The following is a 14,273-nucleotide window of genomic DNA, read 5'->3' on the forward strand; positions in this document are numbered from 1 at the left end:
GATCGGACACTTTTTACTCAGAACACCCCGATTTGCGCATTCAAGGGGCCCAGCGGGCCCTCAGCGTTTTTGCAGGATCTGGATCACGCTGGAGAAGTCCAGCGCACCCTGGCCGCCCAGGCTGTGGGCGGCGTACAAACTGCGCGCCAGGCCACCCAGCGGGGTGCTGGCCTTGACGGCAGCGGCATTCTCTTGCGCCAGGCCCAGGTCCTTGAGCATCAGGTCGGTGCCGAAGCCGCCCGCATAGCCTTTGGCCGCCGGCGCGGTGTCCATCACGCCCGGCATGGGGTTGTATTTCTCTAGCGCCCAGTTGCCGCCCGAGCTGCGGCGCATGATTTCCGACAGCACTTTCGGGTCCAGGCCGTTGGCCACGCCCAGGGCCAGGGCCTCGCTGGTGCCGATCATCAGGATGCCGAGCAGCATGTTGTTGCAAATTTTGGCCGTTTGGCCCGCGCCGGCAGCCCCCGCGTGGAAGATGTTGGCGCCCATTTTCTCGAGCAGGGGGCGGGCCAGGGCCAGGGCCGCGTCCTCGCCGCCGACCATGAAGGTCAGGGTGCCTGCGATGGCGCCGCCCGTGCCGCCGGACACCGGGGCGTCGAGGCAGGGCAGGCCGCGCGCCGTGGCCGCCCGGGCCACTTTCTGGGCGCTGGCTGCAGCGATGGTCGAGCAGTCGATCACCAGCGTGCCGCTGGCCAACTGGGCCAGCAAGCCTGTGTCGCCCAGGTACAGCGACTCGACGTGCTGGCTGGCGGGCAGCATGCTGATCACGGCCTCGGCGCCAAGCACGGCGTCAGCAGCGCTGGCGGCAATGGCCAGGCCTTGTTCGGCCCATTTGGCGCAAGCCGCTTGGGACAGGTCGAAGGCCTGGACTTTGTGGCCGGCTTTTTGCAGGTTCAGGGCCATGGGGCCGCCCATGTTGCCCAGACCGATGAAGGCGATGTTCATGTGGTTTGTCTCCGTTGCGTGTAGTAGGGGCGGTCAGCGAATCGCGTCGGGTGCGTCGCCGTCGAGCATGCGGCGCGAGATGATCACCCGCATGATCTCGTTGGTGCCTTCCAGGATTTGGTGCACCCGCGAGTCGCGCAGCAAGCGCTCCAGCGGGTACTCGCGGATGTAGCCGTAGCCGCCATGCAATTGCAGTGCCTCGTTGCAGACGTTGAAGCCCACATCGGTGGCAAAGCGTTTGGCCATGGCGCAGTAGGTGGTGGCGTCCGGCGCGCCCGCATCGAGCTTGGCTGCAGCCAGGCGCACCATTTGACGGGCGGCCACCAGTTCGGTTGCCATGTCGGCGAGCTTGAACTGCAGCGCCTGGAAGCTGGCAATGGGCTTGCCAAACTGCTGGCGCTCCTGCATGTAGCGCTGCGCCTGGGCCAGTGCGCCCTGGGCCGCGCCGACCGAGCAGGTGGCGATGTTGATGCGCCCGCCGTCCAGGCCCTTCATGGCGATCTTGAAGCCCTCGCCCTCGGCGCCCAGCAGGTGGTCGGCGGGGATGCGGACATTGTCGAAGCTGATGGTGCGGGTGGGCTGGCTGTTCCAGCCCATCTTGTGTTCCTTTTTGCCGTAGCTGATGCCAGGCAAATCGGCGGGCACCACAAAAGCCGACACGCCACCTGCGCCGGGGCCGCCGCTGCGCGCCATGAGGATCAGCACGTCGGTGCTGCCCGCACCCGAGATGAAGGCCTTGCCGCCGTTGATGACGTACTCGTGGCCCACCAGCTCGGCCCGGGTCTTGAGCGAGGCCGCGTCCGAGCCCGCACCGGGCTCGGTCAGGCAGTAGGACGCCAGCTTCTCGCCGCTGCACAACAAGGGGCCCCAGTGCTCGCGCACCGCGGGCGTGGCCCAGGTGCCCAGCATCCAGGTCGCCATGTTGTGGATGCTGATGAAGGCCGTGGTGGACGGGTCCACCGCTGCCAGTTCTTCAAACACCAGGGTGGCATCCAGGCGGGGCAGCGCCAGGCCGCCAGCTGCCTCGGGCGCGTACAGGCCGCAAAAACCCAAGGCCCCGGCCAGGGCGATGGCTTCGCGCGGGAAGATGGCTTCTTCGTCCCAGCGAGCGGCATGGGGGGCGAATTCCGCCTGGGCAAAGTCGCGCGCGCTCTGGGCGAAGGCGCGCTGCTCTTCGGACAACTCAAAGTCCATCGTGTGCTTTCCTAAAACAAAGGCCAGGCCCCTGTTTTACTTCAGGCTGATGGTGGTGTTGACGCCTTGGCTCACGGTGCTGTCGTCGAACCAGCGCGCCGTGATGGTCTTGGTCTGGGTGTAGAACATGACCACTTGCTTGCCGTAAGGGCCCAGGTCGCCGAGCTTGGAGGCGCGCGAACCCGTGAAAGAGAAGATCGGCACCGGCACGGGAATCGGCACGTTGATACCGATCTGGCCCACGTCGATGTCCTCTTGGAACTTGCGTGCTGCGGCACCGCTTTGCGTGAAGATGGCCGTGCCGTTGCCGTTCGGGTTGCTGTTGATCAGCTCGATGGCTTCGTCCATGGTGGCCGCACCCGCCAGGCACAGCACGGGGCCGAAGATTTCCTGGTCGTAAATGCTCATGCCCGGCTTGACGCCGTCAAAGATGGTCGGGCCCACGAAATTGCCTTGTTCATAGCCAGGCACCTGGGGTTGGCGGCCGTCCAGCACCAGGGTGGCGCCATCGGCCACGCCGCGCTCGATCAGGCTTTCGACCCGTTCACGCGCCGCGCAGGACACCAGCGGGCCCACGTCCGTGCCCTTTTCGGTGCCGGCATTGACCTTGAGCGTCTTGGCCTTTTCAGCCAGGTCACCCACCCATTGGCGGGCTTCACCCACCAGCACCACCACGGACAAGGCCATGCAACGCTGGCCGGCCGCACCGAACGAGGCGCCGGCGATGGCGTTGAGGGTTTGCTCCTTGTTGGCGTCGGGCATGACGATGGCGTGGTTCTTCGCGCCCATCATGCATTGCACGCGCTTGCCATTGAGGCTGGCGCGGTTGTAGACGTGGGTGCCGACCTTGGTCGAGCCCACGAAGGAGATGGCCTTGATGTCCGGGTGGTCGCAGATGGCGTTGACCGCGTCTTCGCCGCCGTGCACCACGTTGAGCACGCCGGGCGGGATGCCGGCTTGCAGCGCCAGTTCACACAGGCGCATGGTGACCATGGGGTCTTGCTCGGAGGGCTTGAGCACGAAGGTGTTGCCCGTGGCGATGGCCATGGGGAACATCCACAGCGGGATCATGGCCGGGAAGTTGAAGGGCGTGATGCCGGCGCACACGCCCAGCGGTTGCAGCAGGGTGTAGGTGTCGACGCCACCGGCCACGTTGTTGGCCAGCTCGCCGAGCTGCAGGTTGCCGATGCCGGCGGCGTGCTCGACCACTTCGAGGCCGCGGAACACATCGCCTTCGGCGTCGGGCAGGGTCTTGCCTTGCTCGGCGGTCAGGATGGCGGCCAGTTCAGCCATGTTTTCGCGGATCAGTTGCTGGTACTTCAGGAAGATGCGGGCCCGTGCGCCGATGGCCGTCTTGCGCCAGGTCTTGAAGGCTTCCTTGCCGCTGGCCACGGCGGCGTTGATTTCGTCGGGTGTGGCAAATGGCACGCGGGCCAGCACTTCTTGCGTGGCTGGGTTGACAACGTTGCGCCACTGGGTGGTCTTGGACTCGACAAACTGGCCATTGATCAGCAGTTTGACGGTGGGGATGTTGGCGGTCATGGAGGTCTCCTGTTGTGTGTCGGTGGCGGGCTGCTCGCGGGTCAAGTTCACCCGCCATGGAAGCGATGGTATCTGTGCAGAATTGCAATAACAATAGACATAATTGCAGTCTTGATTTGCATAAACGCACATGCCCGCCCAGGCTTGGGCACGGCCCGCCCGGCGGTGGGCTCAGCGTTGGAGGAACCGCATGGATTGGGAGCACCTTCGTTACTTTTTGGCCCTGGCGCGCGCTGGCACGTTGGTGGCGGCGGCGCGCCAGTTGGCGGTGGACCACACCACCGTGTCGCGCCGGCTGCAGGCCTTGGAAAAGCAGATCGGCACCGCCTTGTTCGCGCGCGAAGCCGGTGGCCACCGCCTGACCGAGGCGGGGCGCCAGCTCTTGCCCCAGGTCGAGGCCATGGAGGCGGCGGTGCGTCAAGTCGAGCGCAGCGTTCTGGTGGGGGCGCAAGGCCCCAGTGGCTTGGTGCGCATTGGCACCACTGAAGGCTTTGGCACGGTGGTGCTGGCGCCACAACTGGCCCGCCTGAGCCAACAGCACCCGGGTCTGGCCATCGACTTGCTGGCCTTGCCACGCCTGCTGCACCTGTCGCGGCGCGAGGCGGACATCGTGATCTCGCTGGAGCGCCCCTCGCGCGGGCCGGTGCTGGTCAGCCAACTGACCGACTATGTGTTGCAACTGTACGGCTCGCGTGACTACTTGGCCTCCCATGCCTCGATCCACAGTCGCGAGGACCTGCGCGGCCACGCCTTCATCAGCTATGTGGACGACTTGTTGTTCACCAAAGAGCTGCAGTTGCTGGACGAGCTGCACCGCCCCGAGCGCTTTGCCCTGCGCAGCACCAGCATCCTGAGCCAGTACCAAGCCGTGAAGGCGGGCGCCGGTCTGGCGGTGCTGCCGGCTTTTGTCGCGGCCCGTGACCCCGATCTCCAGCCCGTGCTGCCCGGGCAGGCGCGCTTCACCCGCACGTTCTGGATGTCCATGCCCGCCGAGGCCAAACACCAGGCGCGCATGCAGCTGACTTGGGCCTTTGTGCGCGACACCGTGCAAGGCCTGCAGCCCTGGTTGAACCCGGACTGAAGGCCTTGGCCTCCCAGGGGCGGTCGGGCGAGCCCGCCTCAGTCGAGGCTGATGTTGGCCTTCTTGATCAAGGCCTGGTACTGCTGGGCCTTGGTGTCGGCGTTTTTCAGGATCTCGTCCACCGACCAGTTCAGGGGCTCAAAAGCGAAAGTGTTGAAACGCTCGCGCACCTCGGGCTCGGCCAGCACCTTGAGCACGTCGGCATGGATCTTGGCGCGCACGGGCGCAGGCACCCCCTTGGGGGCGAGCAGGGACACAAAAGAGTTCACGTCCAGCGCTGCGGGGCCGCCGGCCTCGGCCACGGTGGGCACTTCAGGCAGCTGAGGGATGCGCTTGGGCGCGGCCACCGCCAGGTAGCGCAGCTTGCCGGCCTTGTACACGCCTTGGCTGGACGGGATGCTGGCAAAGCTCCAGGCCACGTCGCCGTTGGCGACCGAGGTGTAGAGCTGGCTCACTTCCTTGTACGGGGCGTGCACCATCTCCACGCCGGTCAGCATCTCCAGCCACTCGGCACCCAGGTGGCCCGGGCTGCCCACGCCCCAGGAGCCATAGCTCACCGAACCCGGCTTGGCTTTGGCGGCGGCCAGCAGGTCGCTGACGTTCTTCCAGGGCGATTGCGCCGACACCGCCACCATGAAAGGCGTGCGGAACAGGGGCGCGACCGGGTCGAAGGCCTTGAGCGTGTCGAAGTTGCGCGATTTGTACAGCGAGGGCAGGGCCGCCAGGTGTTCGCTGTCGAGCTGCACCAGGCTGTGGCCATCCGGGGCGGCCCGGCGTGCGGCTTCGATGGCGATGAAGCCCCCGCCGCCCGGGCGGTTGTCGACCGTCACGCTTTGCTTCCATTGCAGGGCCAGGCGGTTGGCGACCAGGCGCAGCACGGCGTCGGGCCCACTGCCCACCGCAAACGCGGTGTAGACGGTGACAGGCTTGCTGGGGAAGTCGCTGCCTTGGGCTCCGGCGGGCCAGGCCAGGCTGGCCCAGGCCAGCGAAAGCGCGGCCAGCAGCAGCCGGCGGCGTGGGGTGGGGAGAAAGCGCATGTTTGTCTCTTTTCTTTGGGGGTGGGGCGGTTCAGCCGGCGTCGGGCTGGCGCCCAGGCGCTGCGTCGGCAAAAGCAGGCAGGGCGGCGCAGGCCGCGTCGATGGCGCTGATGCGGGGCCAGCGGCTCAGGTCCACCTGAAAGCGGCGGGCGCTCTCGATTTGCGGCACCAGGGTGACGTCGGCCAGCGTGGGCCTGTCGCCATGGCAGAAGCGACCGCGGGTCGGGTCGCTGGCCAGCAAGGCCTCCAGCGCGTCAAAACCCTCGCTGATCCAGCGGCCGCACCAGGCGTTGATGGCGGCCTCGTCCGCGCCAAACTGGTGGCGCAGGGTCTCCAGGATGCGGCGGTTGTTCACCGGGTGGATGTCGCAGGCCACCAGCGCGGCCAGGGCGCGCACCCGGGCCCGGCCAGCCGCGTCGGCGGGCAGCAGGGGCGGGGTCGGGTGGGTTTCTTCCAGCCATTCGAGGATGGCGGGCGTCTGGATCAGCACCTCGCCATCGTCCAGCACCAGGGCCGGCACCAGGCCTTGCGGGTTGACGGCCTTGAAGGCGGCGCACAGGTGCTCTTCGCGGCGCAGGTCGACCGCCAGGTACTCGGGCTTCAAGCCTTTGAGGTTCAGCGCTATGCGCAGCCGGTGCGAGGTGCCGCTGCGAAAGAAGTTGTAGAGCTTCATCGCCAGTGCCTCACGCCGCCGCGCCGATGCGCAGGCTGATGGCGCCCACGCCCGCGACATGGCCTTCGATGTGGTCGCCCGGCAGCACGGCGCCCACACCTTCGGGGGTGCCGGTGTAGATCAGGTCGCCCGGCTGCAGGTGGTAGAACTGGGACAGGTCGGCAATGATTTCGCGGATGTCCCAGATCAGCTTGTCGACATCCGACTTTTGCTTGGTCTCGCCGTTGACGCTGAGGGCGATCTCGCCCTGGTCCAGCACCTGGCCAGGCAGCGGCACGATGGTGCCGCAGACCGAGGACTGTTCCACGTCCTTGCCCAAGTCCCACGGCCGGCCTTTGTCGCGGGCCACCAGTTGCAGGTCGCGGCGGGTCATGTCCAGGCCCGGCGCGTAGCCGTAGATTAGCTCGTGCGCGTCCTTGGCGCGGACCCGGAAGCCGGGCTGGCCGATGGCCAGCACCAGCTCCATTTCAAAGTGGAAGTTGGCGGTGCCGGGCGGGTAGGCCACGGTGGCGCCGCTTTCCACCAGGGTTTGGGGGGCCTTGGTGAAGTAGAAGGGGCGCTCCACCGATTTGTCGACCGGCTTGCCCATTTCGACGGCGTGGGCGTGGTAGTTGCGACCCACGAAGAACAGGCGGTTGATGGGCAGGCGCTGGCTCAGGCCTTGCACGGGCAGGGACTGAACAGCAGGTGGGTTCCAGAGGTAGGCAGGTGGGTTGCTCATGGGGTCAATCAGGGGTGGGTTGGCTCAGTAAGGCGCTGTGAAAGGCGTTCAGCGTGTTTCGTAAACGCCCAGCTTGCGGTGCAGCGGGGATTCGTCGGCAATGAAGACAAAGGCGGGGGCCGTGGCCGAGGCATTGACCAGGGTGATGGGCGTGTAGCCCGGGGCGCAGCAGGTGTCGGCTTCGGCCAGGTCAAAACGCTGGTCTTCGACACGGACCTGGGCGCCGCCCTCGATCACATGGAAAACGCTGGCGGGCGAGCGCGCCGGCAGGTTCAGGGTCTGGCCGGGGCGCAGCATCAGCGCGTAAAAGCCCAGGATGTTCTCGGCGTCGCCGCCGGTGGCGGGGTTGGTGTAGGTCAGTTGCACGCACTCCAGCGCGGCTGGGTCTTCGGCCAGGGCCAGCAGGGCGGCACGGGCTTCCACCCAGGGGTAGCGCAGCATGGGGTAGGCCTTGCGGGCGCGCTCAAACACCGGGGTGGGCAGCAGGCCACCGCGGGCGTGGGTCCGGTCGCCGCTGCCGGGCTGCACGGTTTGACGCGGCCCGTCCACATGGTAGGAGGCCTCCATGTAGTGCACCAGGGGCAGGTCCAGCACATCGAGCCAGACCACGGGTTCGCTGCCGTCATGGCCATGCTCGTGCCACAGGCCGGTGGGGGTCAGGATCAGGTCGCCCCGGCTCATGGGGCATTTCTCGCCGTCCACCGTGGTGTAGGCACCTTCGCCCTCGACGATCATGCGCACCGCGTTGGGCGTGTGCCGGTGCGAGGGCGCCCATTCACCGGGCAGCAGCAGCTGCATGCCCAGGTAGATGGCGGCGCTGGCCTGCATTTTTTCAAGGCCATGGCCTGGGTTGGCCAGCACCAGCACGCGGCGCTCGGCCTTCTCGATCGGGGTCAGGGTGCCGGCTTGCATGAGCAAGGGGCGCAGCGCCTGGTAGGACCAGGCGGTGGCCCGGGTGTTGGGCCGCGGCTTGCCCGGGGGCAGCACCGCGCGCAGGCTGGGCCACAGGGGCACGAGGTTTTGCGCTTTCAGCGCATCGCGGTAGTCCTGGGGCAGGTCTTCCAGGCGGCCAAGTTCGTTCATGTTGCTGTCCTTATGCGCTCAAGCAGTTGCTGACATTCCAGCCGTACAGCCATTCCATGGCGTCGTAAAAACGCTCTGGGCTGCGGCCCTTCCACAAGTCGTTGCGGACCAGGCGCTCCACGCCCTTGGCGTGGTAGAGGCGGCCCATCTCCCGGCCGGACAGCACGATGCGCGCCGTGCGCGGGATGCGCGAGCGCTCGTACTGGGCAAAGGCCTGGGTGAAGTCGTTGCCATGGGTCCGCAGCGCCTCGCCCAGCGTGACGGCGTCTTCCAGCGCCATGCAGGCGCCCTGGGCCATGTACTGGGTGGTGGGGTGGGCGGCGTCGCCCAGCAAGGTGGCGCGGCCGAAGCTCCACTGGGCCACCGGTTCGCGGTCGGCCGTGGCCCAGCGGCGCCAGGTCTTGGGCAGGTCGATCAGCTGGCGGGCTTTGGGGCAGATGCCCTGGAAGTAGCTCTGCACTTCCTCCTTGCTGCCGTCGGTGACGCCCCATTCTTCGGTTTGGCGGCTGTGGAAGGTGACCACCACGTTGTACTGCTCGCCGCCGCGCAGCGGGTAGTGCACCAGGTGGCAGTTGGGGCCCACCCAGATGCTGGCTGCGTTCCACTGCAAATCGGCCGGGAAATCAGCCTTGTCGACCACCGCGCGGTAGACCACATGGCCGGTGACGCGGGCGGGGTCGTTGATGTATTGCGCCCGCACCACCGACTTGACGCCATCGGCCCCAATCAAGGCCACGCCCCGGTGGGCCTGGCCCTGCTGGTCGTGCACGGTGACGCCGTGCGCGTCTTGTTCAATGCGGGTGACGCGGGTGGAGGTGAGGAACTCCACCTGGCCGGTCTCTTTCACCCCCTCCAGCAAGGCGTTGTGAACGTCGACCCGGTGGATCACCGCGTAGGGGTTGCCAAATCGCTGGCGGAAGGCTTCGCCGGTGGGGATTTTGCCGACCTGGTATTCGTCCAGCGCGTCGTGCATGACCATGTAGTCGGTGAAGACGGCCCGGCTGCGCGCTTTGTCGCCCACGCCCAGGGCATCAAAGGCGTGAAAGGCATTGGGGCCCAGCTGGATGCCGGCGCCGATTTCGCCCAGCTCGGCGGCTTGCTCCAGCACTTTGACGGCAAAGCCCTGGCGCACCAACGACAAGGCCACAGCCAGGCCGCCAATGCCGCCACCGGCCACGATCACGGGGAGGGAAGAACTTGGAGGGGGGCTCATGGGCAGGGTCCTTTCAGGTCGGGGGGCTCAGTTACATCGGCCGTGTGCTGATCAACAGTATGCTGACGATAGTCTAGTTTAGAATCAAAAACCGCACCCTCGTACAAACCCTTGGGCCCTCCGTGGCCCCCTCTTCGACCCTTGTCTGCCTATGTCCTCCCCTGATCCGAGCACGGCCCCGACGCTGGAAGACTTGCCTGGTTTTCACATTCGGCGCTTGCAGCAGATCGCGGTGGCGGTGTTTCTGGAAGAGACCCAGGCCCATGGTGTGACGCCCGTGCAGTACGCGGCCCTGGCCGCGGTGCAGCGCCAGCCCGGCATTGACCAGCGCACGCTGGCGCGCACGATTGGCTTTGATACCTCCACCATTGGCAGCGTGATTGACCGTCTGGAGGCACGGGGCTGGATGTTGCGCAACGCCTCGGCCAGTGATCGCCGGGTGCGCCTGCTCACCTTGACCGCGGAAGGCGAGGCTTTGTTGAATGCCGTGCAGCCTGGCATGCTGCGGGCCCAAGCGCGCATGTTGGAGCCCTTGCCCGAGGCTCAACGGGCGGATTTCATGGCCATGCTGCGCGTCCTGGTCGATGGCAACAACGAGTTCAGCCGCGCGCCCAGCGCGCCACTGTCAGGGCGCGGCAGCGACTGAGCCAGGGCCTCTGACCCGGCGCCGCCTCGGCTGGGAGGCACAGGCCAGCCAGGTCGGGGGCCGGACACCCCACGCCCGGCGGTGGGCTCAGGCGCCGTACACCGGCTCGCCCAGGTTCAGCATCAAGCGGTTGGCCCAGGCAAAAATGGCCACGGCATGGATCAGGTCCAGCACTTCCAGGTCGTTCAAGCCAGCGCTGCGCACGGCCTGCAGCTCGGCGGGGCCAAAGGCGGCCGGGTCCCGGGTCAGTGCGATGGACAGCTGCACGATGGCGCGCTCGCGGGCATTGGTACCCGCCCCTTCAGGTGCTTCAAACACCTGAGCGATCACGTCATTGCGCTTGGTCAGCTGCTCAAAGCGCTGCGCATGCACCGAGGCGCAGTACACACAGCCGTTGACGCGCGACACCACCGCGCTGGCCAACTCGCGCTCGGCGCGCGACAGGCCGCCGGGCGCGTACATGATGGCGTTGAACACGGTGGAGCGCTCCTGCAGGATGCGCGGCTGCTGGGTCAGCAGCAGGTAGTAGTCCGAGCTGCGCGCCTTGGGGTGGCTGGTGTCCAGCACCGCCAACTGCTCTGGCGTGGCCTGGGCCAGGTCCAGCACCGGCAGCCAGGCCTTCCAGCCCAGGGTGGCGCTGGTGAAGCCTTTGATGTTCAGTGGCTCGCCCGGGGCCGGCAAGTTGGCCGGGTGCACAAAGGGCGCGGCCTCATCGCCGGCAGGGGCCACGGCAGTGGCCCCCAGGGCCTGGATGGCCTGCAAACCCGCCAACACCCGAACCTGGTAGCTCACATACGCAATCAACTGCGCCAGGGCCACGCTGGCTTCGGTGCTGAAGCCCGCTTCAGGCAGGCGCAGCAGGGCGGCACGGTCGCCGGCCACCGGGTCCACGGTCAGGGTGTGGGCAAAGGCCCGCGCGGCGGCCAGGCGGCCCGAGTCCTGCACGGGCCCATGCTCGCGCAACGCCTGGGCGTAGTGGGCGCTCAGGGCGTTCACCCCCACGGTCTGAGCCATGGACAGGGCCACGTGCAGGCGTTCGCCCAGGCTCAGGCCGGCCAGGGCTGGGTCGAACAAGGCGGCGTGGCTGCCCTGGGTGGCGGCCACCACCTTGTCGCGCTGGCGGCGGGTGGCGTAGAGGGCGTCGGCGGGGGCCAGGGGCACCAGGGTGTCGATCAGGTCTGTGCTCATGGAAGTCTTTCAGTCAGAAGAAGGGAGAGCGGTCGCGGTCGCCGGGTGGGCGGCCACGGCCTGTTGCAGGAAGTTCAGCACCGCCGTCCAAGAGGCTTGATCGGCCTCGGCATTGGCCGCCGGGTGACCGCCGGTGGTGCTGAGCCGGCCTGACACCGGGTGGGCATAGGTCAGCTGGGTGGTGGGCACGGTGGGGAAGACGATGCTGTGGCCGGCCTCGGGCGCGTCCACCTGCTGCACCGGCCAGGGGTGTTGCCCCTGGGTCAGGTGGTCCACCACCATGCGGCTGTACAGGCTGGAGGGCCAGGAACCGTCATCCCCGGCGCTCAGCAGCAGCACCGGGCCCTGGATGCGTTCCACCGGGATGCGGGCGCGCTCCACGGCTTCGGGGTCTTGCAAGGAGGTCAGCAGGGCCGCGGCGTGCCGGCGTGGTTCGGGTCCGTGGTCCCAAGGCGCCCAGGTGGCCGTGCGGTTGTCGGTCCAGATGTGGGGAATCGGCTGGCCGTGGTGCAGCCAGGCCCAGCCTTCGCGGCCCAGGGCCGGGTCGCAGGCGTTTTGCGCGCAGTTGACCACGGCCGAAGGGACATAGCCGATCACGGCCGACACCCATTCGGGGAACAGCGAGCCCAGCAGCAGCACCAGCTCACCGCCGCGTGACTGGCCGCTGAGCGCGACAAAACCCCGCCAGGGTTGCAACTCGCGCCGCATCCAGTGCAGGGCGGTCTCAAAGTACTCCAGCGGGGTGTTGGAGATGTAGTCCGACAGCCCCGGCGCCTTGAAATAGCCCAGTGCCAGCGCGGTGTAGCCGTGCGAAGCGTAGAGCGCGCCGCGCGCCTCGTTGATGCCGCCGCCCGAGCCATTGAGCACCAGCACCGCGGGGTGCGGCCCGGGGCCGGCCGGCGTCCACAGGCTGCCCACCAGGCCGTGCTCGCGCACTTCTCGGCGTTGCACCCCGGGGCCCGCCAGGCGCTGCACCAGCGAGGCTTGGGCCAGCAGCTGATCGCCTCGGTACAGGCTCAGTTCCGTGCTCAGGGGCGCGCCGGGCTGTACCGGGAAGACCTCGCGCGAGGCACCGGGCTGAACTGGCGCCTGGGCCCAGATCAGGCCCTGGGCCGACACCTCGGTGTAGGCCGGCGTGGGCTGGGCCAGCGGCGCGTCACGACTCAGGTCCACGCCCCCGTGGGCATCCGCCTGGAAGTGCGCTTCGGCCTGCCACCACACGCCCGGGCCACGCAGGGTGCGGCTTTGCAGGCGCACGGTCTCGCCGGGGCGCAGGCCGCTGGCGTGGATCTGGCGCGGCACGTCGATCAGCGCATCGGCGGGGTCGACCTGAAGCATGGCGGTGGGGCTCATGGCGCTGGGGCCTTACTTGGCCAGGCGGCTGATTTGCAGCGCCGTGGTCCGGTCGCTCAGCAGCGGCACGACCTTCAAGCCCTTCTTGGCGGCCCAGATGTTTTGGTAGTGGAACAGCGGGATGGCCCCCACATCGTCGGTGACCAGCTTGACCGAGTGGCGCAGCATGGCTTCACGGCGCTTGGCGTCGAACTCCACTGTGGCGGCGTCCAAGGCTTTGTCCACCGACTCGTTGCTGTAACGGCCCCAGTTGGACGCGCCCCGGCCGCGTTTGGGGTCGGCGCTGGCAAAGGCGTTGAGCAGGCCGTAGGCGGCCTCACCCGTGCCGTTGCCCCAGGCCAGCACGCTGACCGCGTACTCATTCTTGTTGGCCTTGCCGGCGTAGACCGTCCAGGGCACCACCTCGACCTGGGTCTTGACGCCGATGCGGCTCCAGAACTGGGCCACGGCCTGGGCGCTCTCCGGCGCTTGCGGGTAGCGGTCGCCCGGCACGTGGATGCTGATCTTGAAGCCGTCCGGGAAGCCTGCTGCGGCGAGCAGCTTCTTGGCCTGTTCGGGGTCGTTCGGGATCTCCGGGACATCCGGGTTGAAGCCAAAGCTGCCCTTGGGCATCCACTGGTTGGCCACCGTCACCGTGCCTTGCAGGATGCGGTCGGCAATGGCTTTGCGGTTGATGGCCAGCGACAGGGCTTGGCGCACGCGCACATCGAGCAGCGGGTTCTGTGCCAGCGGTTTGCCCGCGTTGTCGGTGATGAATTCATTGGGCCCGGCGCGGAAGCTGGGCTGCACCAGCAGCACGCGCAGGCCAGGGTAGGTGTAGACGGCCACATTGGGGTTCTTGCGCAGCTTGTCGACGTCGGTGACGGCGACCTTGTCGATCACGTCCACGTCCCCGGCCAGCAAAGCGGCGGTGCGGGCCGCGCCGTTGTTGATGAATCGGTAGCTGACCTTGTCCCAGGTGGGCTTGGGACCCCAGTACTGGGGGTTGCGCTCCATCACCGTGCGGTCGCCCGGGGTGTAGGACACCCATTTGTAAGGGCCCGTGCCCACCATGGCGCGGCCGGCGTTGTAGTCCTCGGTCTTGGACTTTTCGCCCACATGCTTGCTCACGATGTAGACCGATGCGATCTCCAGCGGCAGCATGGGGTTGGGCGTGTTGGTCTTGATCACCACCGTGTGAGCGTCGCGCGCGGTGACCGACTCCACCGTGCGCAAGGCCCCGGTGTAAGAGGCCACGCTGCCCGGCACGTTGCGGGCGCGCTGGAAGGAAAACACGATGTCGTCCGCGGTGAAAGGCGTGCCGTCTTGCCACTTGATGTCGCTGCGCAGCTTGAACTCCCAAGTGCGGTCGTCCAGCGCCTTCCAACTGCTGGCCAGCGCTGGTTCGAGCTTGCCGCCGTCGCGCGAGTTGACGATGGAGTCCCAGAAATGCAGGGCCAGCGAGCGGTCACCGGCGTGGTTGTTGAGCTGCGGGTCCAGCGAGCTCAGCGGGTCGGCGAAGGCGATGGACAGGTTTTCGGCCTGGGCCAGGCCGCCAAAGGCTGCCAGCAGGCTGGCGGCCAGGGCCAGACGGTGGGTGGTGAAGTTCATGAAAGCC

13 protein-coding genes are annotated in these 14,273 nt (G+C 67.5%); 2 read left to right on the forward strand and 11 right to left on the reverse strand.

The features are described 5' to 3' along the window. Positions 1-60: 60 nt before the first annotated feature. The 3 genes from mmsB to PSQ39_RS11030 are packed head-to-tail and all read right to left on the reverse strand — an operon-like array spanning position 61 to position 3,681. Entirely contained in the window at positions 61-945 is an 885-nt protein-coding gene (gene mmsB, locus PSQ39_RS11020; protein ID WP_273926812.1) for a 3-hydroxyisobutyrate dehydrogenase, read from the reverse strand. 33 nt (positions 946-978) lie between these two features. After that, the gene (locus PSQ39_RS11025) at positions 979-2,139 is read right to left on the reverse strand and encodes an acyl-CoA dehydrogenase family protein (protein ID WP_273926813.1); all 1,161 of its coding nucleotides are present in this window, start codon (positions 2,137-2,139) and stop codon (positions 979-981) included. A 36-nt stretch (positions 2,140-2,175) separates the two neighbouring features. Next, positions 2,176-3,681, reverse strand: a complete 1,506-nt coding sequence (locus PSQ39_RS11030) for a CoA-acylating methylmalonate-semialdehyde dehydrogenase (RefSeq protein WP_273926814.1) — start codon at positions 3,679-3,681, stop codon at positions 2,176-2,178. 190 nt (positions 3,682-3,871) lie between these two features. Here PSQ39_RS11030 and PSQ39_RS11035 point away from each other — a divergent pair, with 190 nt between their 5' ends. Beyond that, on the forward strand, positions 3,872-4,762 hold the full coding sequence (locus PSQ39_RS11035; RefSeq protein WP_273926815.1) for a LysR family transcriptional regulator: 891 nt from the start codon (positions 3,872-3,874) through the stop codon (positions 4,760-4,762). Between the two features lie 38 nt (positions 4,763-4,800). Here PSQ39_RS11035 and PSQ39_RS11040 read toward each other — a convergent pair whose 3' ends face one another. Genes PSQ39_RS11040 through PSQ39_RS11060 form a run of 5 tightly spaced genes read right to left on the reverse strand, consistent with a single transcriptional unit; the run spans position 4,801 to position 9,489 of the window. Next, positions 4,801-5,799, reverse strand: a complete 999-nt coding sequence (locus PSQ39_RS11040; protein WP_273926816.1) for a Bug family tripartite tricarboxylate transporter substrate binding protein — start codon at positions 5,797-5,799, stop codon at positions 4,801-4,803. Positions 5,800-5,830: 31 nt separating this feature from the next. Next, positions 5,831-6,472, reverse strand: a complete 642-nt coding sequence (gene maiA, locus PSQ39_RS11045; RefSeq protein WP_273926817.1) for a maleylacetoacetate isomerase — start codon at positions 6,470-6,472, stop codon at positions 5,831-5,833. A gap of 10 nt (positions 6,473-6,482) precedes the next feature. Next, positions 6,483-7,193 (reverse strand): fumarylacetoacetate hydrolase family protein, encoded by a 711-nt coding sequence (locus PSQ39_RS11050; protein WP_273926818.1) that lies wholly within the window; start codon positions 7,191-7,193, stop codon positions 6,483-6,485. Between the two features lie 48 nt (positions 7,194-7,241). Further along, complete coding sequence (locus PSQ39_RS11055) at positions 7,242-8,276, reverse strand: cupin domain-containing protein (RefSeq protein ID WP_273926819.1); 1,035 nt, start codon at positions 8,274-8,276, stop codon at positions 7,242-7,244. Between the two features lie 10 nt (positions 8,277-8,286). Continuing rightward, positions 8,287-9,489 (reverse strand): 3-hydroxybenzoate 6-monooxygenase, encoded by a 1,203-nt coding sequence (locus tag PSQ39_RS11060; RefSeq protein WP_273926820.1) that lies wholly within the window; start codon positions 9,487-9,489, stop codon positions 8,287-8,289. 151 nt (positions 9,490-9,640) lie between these two features. On the opposite strand from PSQ39_RS11060, the gene PSQ39_RS11065 reads away from it, so the two are divergent. After that, positions 9,641-10,135, forward strand: a complete 495-nt coding sequence (locus PSQ39_RS11065; protein WP_273926821.1) for a MarR family winged helix-turn-helix transcriptional regulator — start codon at positions 9,641-9,643, stop codon at positions 10,133-10,135. Between the two features lie 87 nt (positions 10,136-10,222). On the opposite strand, the gene PSQ39_RS11070 is transcribed toward PSQ39_RS11065, so the two are convergent. Genes PSQ39_RS11070 through PSQ39_RS11080 form a run of 3 tightly spaced genes read right to left on the reverse strand, consistent with a single transcriptional unit; the run spans position 10,223 to position 14,266 of the window. Further along, positions 10,223-11,323 (reverse strand): CMD domain-containing protein, encoded by a 1,101-nt coding sequence (locus PSQ39_RS11070; RefSeq protein ID WP_273926822.1) that lies wholly within the window; start codon positions 11,321-11,323, stop codon positions 10,223-10,225. A 9-nt stretch (positions 11,324-11,332) separates the two neighbouring features. Beyond that, entirely contained in the window at positions 11,333-12,676 is a 1,344-nt protein-coding gene (locus tag PSQ39_RS11075; protein WP_273926823.1) for an acyl-CoA thioesterase/bile acid-CoA:amino acid N-acyltransferase family protein, read from the reverse strand. Positions 12,677-12,688: 12 nt separating this feature from the next. Continuing rightward, positions 12,689-14,266: an ABC transporter substrate-binding protein gene (locus tag PSQ39_RS11080; RefSeq protein WP_273926824.1), complete on the reverse strand. Its 1,578-nt coding sequence runs from the start codon at positions 14,264-14,266 to the stop codon at positions 12,689-12,691. Positions 14,267-14,273: the final 7 nt, after the last annotated feature.

The sequence above is a fragment of the Curvibacter microcysteis genome (genome assembly GCF_028649455.1).
GTDB classification, from domain to species: Bacteria; Pseudomonadota; Gammaproteobacteria; order Burkholderiales; family Burkholderiaceae_C; genus Curvibacter; species Curvibacter microcysteis.